The sequence below is a fragment of the Limnohabitans lacus genome (assembly GCF_030053395.1).
GTDB classification, from domain to species: Bacteria; Pseudomonadota; Gammaproteobacteria; order Burkholderiales; family Burkholderiaceae_C; genus Limnohabitans_A; species Limnohabitans_A lacus.
This window is the reverse complement of sequence record NZ_JASGBH010000003.1, coordinates 107,216-120,054: the sequence shown is the minus strand read 5'-3', so window position 1 is coordinate 120,054 and position 12,839 is coordinate 107,216. Positions and strand designations below refer to the sequence as shown.

Annotated in this window: 10 protein-coding genes; 6 read left to right on the top strand and 4 right to left on the bottom strand. The window is 60.9% G+C overall.

The features are described 5' to 3' along the window. The first annotated feature begins 87 nt into the window (after positions 1-87). The 4 genes from QLQ16_RS05130 (at position 88) to moeA (ending at position 4,682) form a co-directional block, all read left to right on the top strand. The gene (locus QLQ16_RS05130) at positions 88-1,521 is read left to right on the top strand and encodes an aldehyde dehydrogenase family protein (RefSeq protein WP_283223620.1); all 1,434 of its coding nucleotides are present in this window, start codon (positions 88-90) and stop codon (positions 1,519-1,521) included. Between the two features lie 72 nt (positions 1,522-1,593). After that, positions 1,594-2,733, top strand: a complete 1,140-nt coding sequence (moaA, locus tag QLQ16_RS05125) for a GTP 3',8-cyclase MoaA (RefSeq protein ID WP_283223619.1) — start codon at positions 1,594-1,596, stop codon at positions 2,731-2,733. Positions 2,734-2,738: 5 nt separating this feature from the next. Next, entirely contained in the window at positions 2,739-3,362 is a 624-nt protein-coding gene (gene mobA, locus QLQ16_RS05120) for a molybdenum cofactor guanylyltransferase MobA (protein WP_283223618.1), read from the top strand. A 33-nt stretch (positions 3,363-3,395) separates the two neighbouring features. Beyond that, the gene (gene moeA / locus QLQ16_RS05115; RefSeq protein WP_283223617.1) at positions 3,396-4,682 is read left to right on the top strand and encodes a molybdopterin molybdotransferase MoeA; all 1,287 of its coding nucleotides are present in this window, start codon (positions 3,396-3,398) and stop codon (positions 4,680-4,682) included. Between the two features lie 70 nt (positions 4,683-4,752). On the opposite strand, the gene QLQ16_RS05110 is transcribed toward moeA, so the two are convergent. From QLQ16_RS05110 to QLQ16_RS05095, 4 genes are all read right to left on the bottom strand, one after another. Next, the gene (locus tag QLQ16_RS05110) at positions 4,753-7,833 is read right to left on the bottom strand and encodes an efflux RND transporter permease subunit (protein ID WP_283223616.1); all 3,081 of its coding nucleotides are present in this window, start codon (positions 7,831-7,833) and stop codon (positions 4,753-4,755) included. Then, positions 7,820-9,142: an efflux RND transporter periplasmic adaptor subunit gene (locus QLQ16_RS05105; RefSeq protein ID WP_283223615.1), complete on the bottom strand. Its 1,323-nt coding sequence runs from the start codon at positions 9,140-9,142 to the stop codon at positions 7,820-7,822. The genes QLQ16_RS05110 and QLQ16_RS05105 overlap by 14 nt, the downstream gene beginning before the upstream one ends. Positions 9,143-9,284: 142 nt before the next feature. After that, positions 9,285-9,731 carry a ribonuclease HI gene (gene rnhA / locus QLQ16_RS05100; RefSeq protein ID WP_283223614.1) on the bottom strand — a complete coding sequence of 149 codons (447 nt, stop codon included), beginning with the start codon at positions 9,729-9,731 and terminating at the stop codon, positions 9,285-9,287. Then, positions 9,728-10,546, bottom strand: coding sequence for a class I SAM-dependent methyltransferase (locus QLQ16_RS05095; RefSeq protein WP_283223613.1), 819 nt, complete (start codon positions 10,544-10,546; stop codon positions 9,728-9,730). Before QLQ16_RS05095 ends, rnhA begins: the two co-directional genes overlap by 4 nt. On the opposite strand from QLQ16_RS05095, the gene gloB reads away from it, so the two are divergent. Together gloB and QLQ16_RS05085 are read left to right on the top strand one after the other, a co-directional pair. Further along, entirely contained in the window at positions 10,545-11,318 is a 774-nt protein-coding gene (gene gloB, locus QLQ16_RS05090) for a hydroxyacylglutathione hydrolase (protein ID WP_283223612.1), read from the top strand. The two genes, QLQ16_RS05095 and gloB, sit on opposite strands and share 2 nt — an antisense overlap. Then, entirely contained in the window at positions 11,315-12,835 is a 1,521-nt protein-coding gene (locus tag QLQ16_RS05085) for a transglycosylase SLT domain-containing protein (RefSeq protein ID WP_283223611.1), read from the top strand. Before gloB ends, QLQ16_RS05085 begins: the two co-directional genes overlap by 4 nt. The last annotated feature ends 4 nt before the right edge of the window (positions 12,836-12,839 follow it).

The window sequence follows — 12,839 nt, the reverse complement described above, 5'->3', positions numbered from 1 at the left end:
CGCGACAGACGCAACCGAATCAAGGCTGCTGCCCGAGCTGTCTCGGGCGTGATTTTTCTGGTGCGCATCACGGCGCACAATGGCCCCATGCCATTGAACTTCATAGCCAACCAATCCGCGCCCGCCCTGAATGGGCAAACACTGGACGTCATCGACCCTTCGGACGGACAGGTGTTTGAACAAATTCCGCGCAGCCAAGCCGCAGACATTGACCAAGCCGTGACGGCCGCACGCGCCGCCTACAACGGCCCGTGGGGGCGCTTGTCGGCCGTGGAGCGTGGACGTTTGCTGATGGCACTGTCACGCAAAGTGAGCGAACACGCGCTTGAGCTGACCGCCCTGGAGCAACGCGACTGCGGCAAACCCACCAAGCAAGCAGCGGCCGATGCGGTGGCGCTGGCGCGGTATTTTGAGTTTTATGCCGGCGCCTGTGACAAGTTTCACGGTGAGACCCTGCCCTACCAAAACGGCTACAGCGTGATGACCTGGCGCGAACCGCATGGCGTCACCGGCCATGTGATCCCTTGGAACTACCCCATGCAGATCTTTGGTCGCAGCGTGGGCGGTGCTTTGGCGGCGGGCAATGCCTGTGTGGTCAAGCCCGCAGAAGATGCCTGCCTGAGCCTGATCCGCGTGGCGCAATTGGCCGCCGAAGTGGGCTTTCCTGCTGGCACCATCAACATCGTCACCGGCTACGGCCACGAAGTGGGCGATGCGCTGGCACGTCACCCGGGCATCGACCACATCAGCTTCACCGGCAGCCCCCGCGTGGGCACCTTGATCCAGCAGGTCGCGGCCGAGCGGCATTGCCCTGTGACCTTGGAGTTGGGCGGCAAAAGCCCGCAAATCATTTTTGAAGACGCCGATCTGGACGCGGCCATTCCGGTGGTGGTCAACGCCATCGTGCAAAACGCAGGCCAAACCTGCAGCGCTGGCTCACGGGTGCTGATTCAGCAAGGCATTTACGAGCCTCTGCTCAAACGCTTGGGACAAGCCTTCAGTGCCCTGCAAGTGGGCTCGGCCAGCATGAACCTGGACCTCGGACCTCTGATCCGTGCCAGCCAACTCGAGCGGGTCAAGGGCTTCTTGGACCAAGCCGCGGCCGATGGCATCGCCACCGTGGCGCACGGCCGCATCACCGACGGCGTGCCTGCGGGGGGCTATTACCAGGCCCCCACTTTGCTGCGCGATGTGCCTGTGCAACACCGCCTGGCTCAAGAGGAGGTTTTTGGACCCGTCCTTGCGGCCATGGCCTTCACCGACGAGGACCATGCCGTCCAATTGGCCAACGCCACCGAATTTGGCTTGGTCGCGGGCATCTGGACACGCGATGGCGCACGCCAGTTCCGCATGGCCAAACGCGTGCGCAGTGGCCAAGTTTTCATCAACAACTATGGCGCGGGTGGCGGCGTAGAGCTGCCTTTTGGTGGGGTCAAATCCTCGGGCTATGGCCGCGAAAAAGGCTTTGAAGCCCTGCTGGGCTTTACCACCCTCAAAACCGTGGCCATTCAGCACGGCTGAAAACCGTGATGGCGCCAAGGCTGGTGCTTGCCCGAGGGCCCTTGGGGTCTGGCCTCGGGCACAATCGAGCCCATGTCTGAACGCGTCATTCCGCTGGTTGACCAGCGCCACCCCAGCTTGCCCTTGCCCACCGTGGCCAGCCACGCCTTGAGCGCCACCCCTTTGGATGGTCTGCGCCGTCCTTTGACGGACCTGCGCATCAGCGTCACCGACCGCTGCAACTTCCGATGCAGCTACTGCATGCCCAAGGAAGTCTTTGACAAGGACTACGCTTACCTGCCGCAAAGCCATTTGCTCAGCTTTGAGGAAATCACCCGATTGGCCAAAGTGTTTGTGGGCCGTGGCGTGCGCAAAATCCGCTTGACGGGCGGCGAGCCCTTGCTGCGCAAGAACATCGAGATCCTGATCGCCCAATTGGCCGCCCTGCGCACACCGGACGGCCAGCCCCTGGACCTGACCTTGACGACCAACGGCTCTTTGCTGGCGCGCAAGGCCCAAAGCCTCAAAGACGCTGGGCTGCAACGCGTGACCGTCAGTTTGGACGGGCTCGATGACGCCGTCTTCCGCAAAATGAACGATGTCGACTTCCCTGTCGACGAAGTGCTCCAAGGCATTGAGGCCGCCAAAGCCGCAGGCCTGGGGCCGATCAAAGTCAACATGGTGGTCAAACGCGGTACCAACGAACACGAAATCTTGCCGATGGCTCGGCACTTTCAGGGCACCGGTGTGGTCTTGCGCTTCATCGAATACATGGACGTGGGTGCCACCAACGGCTGGTGCATGGACGAGGTGCTGCCCAGTGCAGAGGTCGTCCAACGCATCCACGCCGAACTGCCTTTGGTGCAACTGGGCCACTCGGCACCCGGCGAAACCGCCGAGCGCTGGGGTTTTGCCAATGCGCAAGGCCTGCACGACCCCAGCTTGGGCGAAATCGGTGTGATCAGCAGCGTGACCCAGGCTTTTTGCGGCGACTGCAACCGCGCCCGGCTGTCGACCGAAGGCCGTTTGTACCTGTGCCTGTTTGCCAGCCAAGGCTATGACTTGCGCCAGCTGCTGCGCGACCCGAGCCAAACCGACGAGGTCCTGGCGGCCACGGTCGATGCCATTTGGCAAGGTCGCACCGACCAGTACTCGGTGTTGCGCAGCCTGCGCGGCCCCGACACCGCCAGCGGCCCCGGCCGCCGTGTGGAAATGAGTTACATCGGAGGCTGATGGCCATGAACGCACACCCTCCTGCCATCACGGCGCTGATATTGGCCGGCGGTCGCGGCTCACGCATGGGCGGCATCGACAAGGGCCTGCAGAACTTTCGCGGCTTGCCTTTGGCCCTGCAAACCCTGATGCGTCTGCAAATGCAAAGCCTCCCGCCAGAGGAGATCCTCCTCAACGCCAACCGAAATTTGTCCGCCTACGAGTCACTGGGCGTGCCCGTCTGGCCCGACACCATCGATGGTTTTGCAGGCCCCTTGGCCGGTTTTCTGACGGGTCTGGAGCGTTGCGAAACGCCGCTGTTGCTCACCGTGCCGTGTGACTCCCCCCTGTTTCCGTTGGACCTGATCGAGCGGCTTTGCCAAGCGCTGGACGAACAAGACGCTGATCTGGCCATGGCCGCAGCGCCTGAAAGCGATGGCCAAGTTCGGGCACAACCGGTGTTTTGCCTGCTCAAAGTCTCGCTCTTGGAGAGCCTGGTGAGCTTCACCCACGCCGGTGGTCGCAAGATCGATGCATGGACAGGTCAGCACCGCTGTGCCTTGGTGCCCTTCAACGAAGATGGTGACGAGCCCCATGCATTTGCCAATGCCAACACCTTGCCAGAATTGCTGCAACTGGAATCCCTTTGAATTGCGGTGCCCATCTGGCACCGCTGACTGCCCATGACACAGCCTTCCTCACTCGCCGAGATTGCGCAACGCCTGCAAGGCTATGACCCACAAGCCCTGCCTGCGGGCCACGTCAACGCCTTTCTGGCGGAATTGGTCCAACCGGTCGCGCAGCAAGAAACCCTGCCTTTGATGCAAGCGCTGGGCCGCATCCTGGCGCAAGACGTGGTCTCGCCCATCAGCGTGCCCCCGCACGACAACTCGGCCATGGACGGCTATGCTTTTCGCGGCAGTGAACTCCATTCCGATCAGCCCACGCCTTTGAAGGTGGTGGGCACCGCCTTCGCAGGAGCCGCCTGGCAAGGCCAAGTGCAGGCGGGTGAATGCGTGCGCATCATGACGGGCGCCATCATGCCGGCAGGCCTGAACACCGTGGCGCCGCAAGAGCTGGTCAAAACCGAGGGCGATGCGGTGCTCGTGCCTGCGGGCCTCTTGCAAGCGGGCGACAACCGCCGTTTGTTGGGTGAAGACTTGATGGCCGGCCAAGTGGCCTTGTCCGCGGGCTCCCGCCTGAGCCCGGCGGCCTGTGGCCTCTTGGCCAGTTTGGGCCTGCCCACCATTCACGTCTGGCGCCAACCCAAGGTGGCGTATTTTTCCACCGGCGATGAAATCTTGAGCCTGGGCGAAGCGCCCCGCGAAGGCGCTGTGTATGACAGCAACCGCTACACCGTGGCGGGCATGGTGCAGGCGCTGGGTTGCGAGCTGATCGACATGGGTGTCGTGCGTGACGAACCCGCCGCGTTAGAACAAGCCTTTCGCCAAGCGGCACAGCAAGCCGATGCCGTCATCACCAGCGGTGGTGTGAGCGTGGGGGAGGCCGACTTCACCAAAGCCATGATGAAAAAACTCGGTGATGTGGCCTTCTGGCGCATCGCCATGCGCCCGGGCCGGCCCATGGCCGTGGGCCGCATCAGCGAAGCGGGCCATTCGGCCGTGTTGTTTGGTTTGCCCGGCAACCCGGTGGCGGTCATGGTCACCTTTGCCGCTTTTGTGCGCCCTGCCCTGCAACAACTCATGGGCTGGAAAGCGCCGGCTTTGCCGCTGCTCAAAGCGCGCAGCATGGAGGCCTTGCGCAAAAAACCGGGACGCACCGAATACCAGCGCGGCACCGTGAGCCGTAACGCCGAGGGCCAATTGGTGGTCAGCATCACCGGCAACCAGGGCTCAGGCGTGCTCAGCTCCATGGTGCAAGCCAATGGGCTGATCGTGTTGGGTCACGATCAGGGCCATGTGGCTGCCGGCGATGAGGTCGACGTGATGATGTTTGACGGGCACCTGTAAGCGCCCAACTCCGAAAGCAAAAAGGGGCTGAATTTCTTCAGCCCCTTTTCCATTGGAACAGCACACCGGATCAGTGGGCCGCGCCTGCAGGTTCGTCGTGCGCCACGGCTTTGTTGGGGCCGGGCACACTCTTGCGGGCCAGCAGAGAGTACATGGTGGGCACCACAAAAATGGTGAGCAATGTCCCGAGGCTCATGCCCCCCACAATGACCCAACCGATTTGCGTGCGGCTTTCTGCACCCGCCCCCTTGGCCAAGGCCAAAGGCACCGCGCCCAGCACCATGGCACCCGTGGTCATCAAGATGGGGCGCAAACGCTGGCCACTGGCTTTGACCAAGGCCTCCATGGTCTCAACGCCCTGCTCGCGCAGCTGGTTGGTGAACTCCACAATCAAGATGCCGTGCTTGGTGATCAGCCCGACCAAGGTGATCAGACCGATTTGCGAATACACGTTCAGCGAACCGCCCGTCCACTTGAGCGCCAGCAAAGCGCCGATCATGGACAAGGGCACCGAAAGCATGATGATGAAAGGGTCGATGAAACTTTCAAACTGCGCCGCCAGCACCAAGAAGATGAAGAACATGGCCAACACGAACACGATGACCAAGGCGCCTTGTGAGTTGCGGAATTCACGCGATGTGCCATTCAGTTCGGTGGTGTAACCGGGCTTGAGCACTTTGGCGGCGGTGGCATCCAGGAACTTGAGCGCTTCGCCCAAGGAGTATTCGGGCGACAAGTTGGCCGTGATCGATACCGAGCGGCGTTGACCGAAGTGGTTCAACTCACGCGGCGAAACACTCTCGCGAATTTTCACCAGCGCCGACAAGGGGATCATCGCTTCGTTGCGGCCCCGGATGTAGATGTTCTCCACATCATCGGGCGTGTTGCGTCCCGTGGCTTGGGTTTGCACGATCACGTCGTACTGTTCGGCATCCCGCTTGTAGCGGGTCACCACGCGACCACCGAGCATGGTCTCCAGCGCTTTGGCCACGGCATCGACGCCAATGCCCAACTCGGCCGCTTTGGCGCGATCGACTTCAATGCGCAATTCAGGCTTGTTCAAACGCAAGTCCACGTCGGGGGCGATGATGCCGGGGTTTTTGGCGATCTCGTCCATGATTTCCCGGGTCACCGCGTTCAGGTTTTGGTAGCTGTCCGAGGTCTGAATCACGAAGTTCACCGGGCGCTCACGGAAACCTTGACCCAATGAAGGGGGCGTGATGGCAAAGGCGTTCACCCCTGGCAGGCCACCAAATTTGGGGCCCAATTCGCGGGCAATTTCCAGCGTGGTGCGCGAGCGCTTCTCCCAATCCACCGCGCGGTAGATCACGGAGCCTTGGGCCACCGTGGGGTTACCGATGTTGGCAAATATGCGGTCAAACTCGGGGTAAGCCTCGCCCATGCGCTCGAGCACTCTGGCGTAGCGGTCGGTGTAGTCCAGGGTGGAACCATCGGGCGCGGTGACCGTGGCCAGCAAGGTGCCGCGGTCTTCCAAGGGGGCCAATTCCTGCTTCATGCTGGGGTACACCACAGCGATCGCCACACCACTGCCCACCATCACCAGCACGACAAGCCAACGCGCTTTGCGCAGCACCCAACTGAGCAAACGCTCATAAGCACTGGACATGGCGGTCAACAAACGTTCCATGGTGCGGTCAAACCAACCCGGATTGGGGTTGTGCTTGAGCAGCTTGGAACTCATCATGGGGGAAAGCGTCAAGGCCACGAAACCCGACACGATCACCGACCCGGCCAAGGCCAGCGCAAATTCGGTGAACAATTTGCCGGTGCGCCCTGGCGTGAAGGCCAAAGGCGCGAAAACCGCCGCCAAGGTCATGGTCATAGCCACCACGGCAAAACCGATTTCACGCGAGCCTTTGATGGCCGCAGAGAAAGGATCAAGCCCTTCTTCGATGTGGCGGTATATGTTTTCCAGCACCACGATCGCATCGTCCACCACCAGGCCAATGGCCAGCACCAGCGCCAAGAGCGTCAAAGTGTTGATGGTGAAACCCGCCAAAGCCATCATGGCAAAGGTGCCGATCAAACTGACCGGGATGGTGATGATCGGGATGATCGAAGCACGGAAGGTGCGCAAGAACACGAAGATCACCAAGGCCACCAACACCACCGCTTCCACAATGGTCTGGAACACGCTCTTGATGGACCGGTCAATGAACACCGAGTTGTCGTTGGCCACGGTGATGGTGATGCCGGGTGGCAAATCAGCCTCTAGGCGAGGCATCATGTCGCGCACACCTTTGGACAGCTCCAAGGGGTTGGCCGTGGCCTGTCGGATCACACCAGCAGCCACAGCATTTTGTCCACCCAAGCGCACATTGCTGCGGACATCGGCCGCCGCCTCTTCGACCTTGGCCACATCACGGATCTTGACTGGAAAGCCATTGACCGTCTTGATCACGATGTCGGCAAATTGACCGGCACGGGTCAAGTCGGTTTGCGAGGTGACCGTGAATTCACGGTTGCTCGACTCGATCCGGCCAGCAGGCAACTCCAAGTTGCTGCGGCGAATCGCATCTTCCACGTCTTGCGGGGTGAGCTTGAAGCCCGCCAAACGCTCGGCCTCCAGCCAAACGCGCATGGCGTATTTGCGCTCGCCATAAATGCGCACATCGGCCACACCCGTCACGGTTTGCAAGCGCGGTTTGACGACGCGGTTGATCATGTCGTTGATTTGCAGCGGGCTGAGCGTGTCGCTCGAAAACGCCAACCAAATCACGGGAAAGGCATCGGCCTCCACCTTGGCGATCACCGGCTCTTCGATCGCTTGCGGCAATCGGTTGCGTACGCGCGAGGTGCGGTCACGCACTTCGGCGGCCGCCGTGTCGGCATCTTTTTCCAGGCGAAAACGCACCGTGATCTGCGACTGCTCGGCTCGGCTGATGGAGGTGATGACATCGACCGCATCGATGCCCGCGATCGAGTCTTCCAGAGGCTTGGACACCTGAGACTCGATCACCTCGGCCGAAGCGCCGGGGTATTTGACACTCACGGTGACCGTGGGCTCATCGATTTTGGGGTACTCGCGCACCGACAAGCGGTCGAAACTGACGGCGCCGATCAGCAAAATCAGCAGCGACATGACGACGGCCAGAACCGGCCGGCGGATGGAGGTCTCAGCGAGTTGCATCTGCACCTCGCAGGCAAGGGTTAGGGCCAGTCACAGGTTGGGCGGCAGGCGCTGTCTTGGCCGGTGCAACAGGTGCAGAAATGGCTGCCGCTGCAGCTGTTGCGCCTGGGGGTGTCGATGCTGCAGGTGCCGATGCGGGCGCAGATGAAGCAGGCGCCGAGGCAGCTATCGCAGGCGCACCAGACGGCGCAGCGCCTGGTTTGGCACCCCCGGGTTTGGACATGTCCACCACCCGAACTGCCGTGCCATCTTTTTGCAAGCGCTGGTGGCCCGCAATCACCACGGTGTCGTCCAGCTCCAAGCCTTCCAGAATTTCCACTTTGCCGGGCTGGCGCAAACCCACTTTGACAGCGACGCGCTGCGACACGAGGGTGTCGGGCTTGTCACCGGGCACCACCTTGACCACAAAGGTGCGGCCGCCTTGCGGCACGATGGCTTCTTCTGGAATGACCAAGGCCGATGGGCGAGAGCCAAACACGGCATTGACCCGGGCAAACATGCCAGGGCGCAATTGTTGCTGGCGGTTGTCCACGCAGCCACGCACGCCGACCGAGCGGCCGTTGGCATCGATCAGGGGGTCCACCGCTTGCACAATGGCCGCAAAAGGACGACCGGGCAAGGCATCGACGGTCAGCTGTGCTTTTTGACCTGGGCGAACCTTGGACTGAAAACGCTCAGGCAAACGGAAATCCACCAAAACCGCATCGATGTCTTCGATGTTGACCACATCCGTGCCGTCTTTGAGGTAATCGCCCACGTTGACCTGTCGCAAGCCAGTGACGCCGTCAAAGGGCGCCACGATCTTCAAGCGATTCAAGGTGGCCGTGGCCAGATCCAATTTAGCCTGGGACACCTCAAGTGCCGCAGCACTTTCATCCAGCGAGCGTTTGCTGATGAAGTTCTGAGCCACCAGTTCCTGGTTGCGTTTGTGGTTGGCCGCAGCGATCGACATTTCGGCTTTCGCCTGAGAGACCTGAGCAGCCTGCAACTGATCGTCAAACTGCACCAGCAACTGGCCTTTGCGCACGCGCTGGCCGTCGTTGAACAAAATCTTAGAGACGCGGCCGGCCACCTCAGGGCGCAGCATCACCCCTTGGCGCGATCGCAAACTGCCCACCGCTTGGGTTTCGTCCACCAAGGTGATGGCCGTGACCTTGGCCACTTCAACGGCTGGGGCCCTGCCGCCGCCCGCAGGCGCGGCCACGGTGGGTTGATCCACCGAAGCGGGGCGCTGAAACCACCAGGCTGCACCTGAAGCCACGCACACACCGACCACAGCGATCAGGGCATATTTCTTTTGATAAGCCATTGCAAAAATCCCACATCAATGAAACGCAAACAGTTTCCGAATGTAACAGTCTGCCCCTCCAGGCTCACGAGGGAAAACGACAGGCTTGGCGTGCAAACAACGCCCAAAACCAGGATTTACACAGCGTTAACAAGAGGCGCCATCAACGGCCCAAGGCCTTGTCTACACCCTTGTTGGCCAAGGCATCGGCCCGTTCATTGCCAGGATCGCCGGCATGGCCCTTGACCCAGCGCCACTCGATTTGGTGTCCCGCACTGGACACCACATGATCCAGTGCCTGCCAAAGCTCGACGTTTTTGACCGGTTGTTTGGAGGCTGTGCGCCAACCCTTGGCTTTCCAACCGTGGATCCATTCCGTGATGCCCTTGCGCACGTATTCGCTGTCCAAGAACAGCGTGACCTGGCAAGGGCGCTTGAGGGCCTTGAGCCCTTCGATCACTGCCGTGAGCTCCATGCGGTTGTTGGTGGTGCCCAATTCGCCACCAAAAAGCTCGTGCACATGCTGGCCCGATTGGAGCCGAACGCCCCAGCCGCCAGGGCCTGGGTTTCCTTTGCAGGCGCCATCGGTGTGGATAACAACGTGATTCAAGAAATGTCTTTCGAGGCCGATTGAGGGCCGATGGGAGAGTCTGAGCGGGCCAATGGCACCGCCGTTGCAGCGGGCGATCGTACCGTGCGCCAGCGGCGGCCATCGAGCAAGCGGCCTCCCGGCACTCTTTTGGTGGCCAAGATCAGGTACACCCCACCCAAGATGGGCCACCAGCGCTCGCCCCAAGCGTCCAGGCCATCGAGCCGCTGCATCCAGCGCTCGCTGCGCAAAGCGGGGGTCCAGCCCGCAAAGCGGCTGACCTGCACCTCAAAACCCAAAAGGCGCAGCCAGTCACGCAGCCTGCGGTAACCGATCAAGTGGGCCGATTTGTCTTTTTGGTGGCGCTGCGCATGGTCGTATTGCCAGCCCCAAAAGCTCAAGGGGTTCAAGCCGGTGATGAGCACCTGCCCTTCAGGAATCAAAACCCTCGCAACTTCGCGCAAACAAGCATGGGGATCGGCCGAGCGTTCCAGCACATGGGGCAAAACCACCAAGTCGAGGCTGTCTGCAGGCCAAGGCCAGGCTCGGCTGTCAAAATGCAGATGGGCAGGCTCTGCTGCTTCCTGGTTGGCGGTTGCCTCCAGCGCTTGGGGTTCAAACTCGGGCTGTGCCAGCCAGCGATGGGGCATGCGGTTGCTGCGCAAGCCTTGCAAAGCATCCCAGCCCACTTGCAAGGCATGGTAGCCAAACACATCCGCCAGCAAGGTGTCCGCTTGCGCTTGTTCCCAAGCCAGCACGCGATCGACCACTGGCTGACCCAAATGGCCCAACCACGGTGCGTCTGAATACTTGCTTTCTATAATCGGGGACTCCATGAAACTCATCCCATTGCCCGCATTCACAGACAACTACATTTGGTTGTTGCACGATGACCACCATGCCTTGGTGGTGGACCCGGGCGATGCGGCCGTGGTGATGTCTTGGCTTGCCCAAAACCCCCACATCCAACTCGACACCATTCTAGTCACGCACCACCACGCGGACCACACGGGCGGCTTGCGGGCGTTGACCGAACAAACCGCAGCCAAAGTCTATGGCCCCGCCATGGAAGTCATGCCCCTGCCGGTTGAAGGCCTGCAAGGCGGCGACACCCTGCCTTGGCAGGGTCTGAGCTTTGAGGTGATCGAGGTGCCTGGACACACAGCAGGCCACATCGCCTTTTGGGCGGCAATCCCAGGCCAGTCACCGGTTCTTTTTTGTGGTGACACCTTGTTTTCTGGTGGGTGCGGTCGCTTGTTTGAAGGCACGCCCGCCCAAATGCTCGACTCACTGGACCGATTGGCCGCGTTGCCAGAAGACACCCAAGTCTGCCCAGCCCACGAATACACCCTGTCGAATTTGAAGTTCGCTTTGGCCGTTGACCCCGCCAATGCAGCGCTGACCGCCTACCACCAGGCTTGCACCCAACTGCGCCTCAAGGGTTTGCCCACCTTGCCCTCTCGCATCTCGACCGAGCAGGCCATCAACCCCTTTTTGCGAAGCCGCAGCCCGGCCGTCAGCGCGGCAGTTCAAGGGCGGGATGCTCAGGCACAAGACGAAGTCTCCACCTTTGCCGCTTTGCGGGCCTGGAAAAACGGATTCCAATGAACCACCCCACATCCTTGCGATCCATTCGCCGAGCTGTTTTGTTCACAGCTTGGCTGGTCTTGAGCGGGGTCCTGGCTGGCTGCGCCACGCCACCTGCACCAACACCGCCGGGCCCTTCAGCCTCAGCAAAAAAATGGGAGCCAGCCATCGAAGTGCCTTCGGCTGTCACGCTGGACGATGGCCGAGCCGTGTCCCTCAAGCCCAGCAGCAGCTTGGGGCTGACGCCGCCCACCGACATTTGGGAGCGGATTCGCCGCGGTTTTGCAATGCCTGACTTGGACGACGAGTTTGTTCGCAACCGCGAGCAGTGGTATGCCAGCCGCCCCGATTACATCTTGCGCATGACCGAACGTTCGCGCCCCTACCTCTTTCACATCGTTGAAGAGTTGGAGCGTCGCAACATGCCCACCGAGTTGGCACTGCTGCCCTTCATCGAATCGGCATTCAACCCGAATGCCGTGTCTTCGGCCAAAGCAGCCGGCATGTGGCAATTCATGCCCGCCACAGGCAAATACTTCGACTTGAAGCAAAACCTGTTTCGTGACGAGCGTCGCGACGTGCTGGAATCCACCCGTGCGGCACTGGACTATCTGCAAAAACTCTACGGCATGTTTGGCGACTGGCACTTGGCGCTGGCGGCCTACAACTGGGGGGAAGGCAGTGTCGGCCGCGCCATCGCGCGCAACAAGGCCCAAGGCAAACCCACCAATTACAGCGATCTGAACATGCCCAATGAGACACGCTACTACGTGCCCAAATTGCAGGCGGTCAAGAACATCGTGGCCCAGCCCGAAGCCTTCAACACCCAATTGCCGCTGATTCAGAACCACCCTTTCTTCAGGAGTGTGTCCATTGACCGTGACATCGATGTGGCCATGGCCGCGCGTTTGGCGGGCATCAGTGTGGAAGATTTCAAAACCCTCAACCCCTCGATGAACCGTCCCGTCATCTTGGCAGCCGGCACGCCTCAGGTTTTGCTGCCCTGGGACAATGCCACCAGCTTTGAAATCAACCTGCAAAACCATGCCAATCAAAAATTGGCCAGTTGGACGGCGTGGCAAGCGCCCCGCACCATGAAAGTCGATGAAGCGGCCAATTTGGTGAACATGCCGGTGGATCAATTGCGTGCGGCCAATGGCATACCGCCCAACATGCTGGTCAAGGCTGGCTCCACCTTGCTGGTGCACCGCAAAGGCCCACTGGACAGCGATGTGACAGAGCGCGTGGCGGACAATGCGCAACTGGCCTTTGCCCCGGAAATTGTTTTGCGCCGCATCTTGGTGACCGCCCGCAAGGGTGACACCCTGGCCAGCCTGGCGGCAAGGCATGGGGTGAGCGCAGCCAGCATGGCCACATGGAACAAACTCGGCCCCCAATTCAACCTGAAACCTGGTCAAAGTTTGGCCGTTCTGGTGCCCACATCTCAATCCCCCAGACTGAGCCCCAAAGCTGTGCCTCACAAGAAAACTTCGCCCACTGCGGCGCAGCGTCCAGCCCCCAAAGCTGTCAAGCGCTGACCGT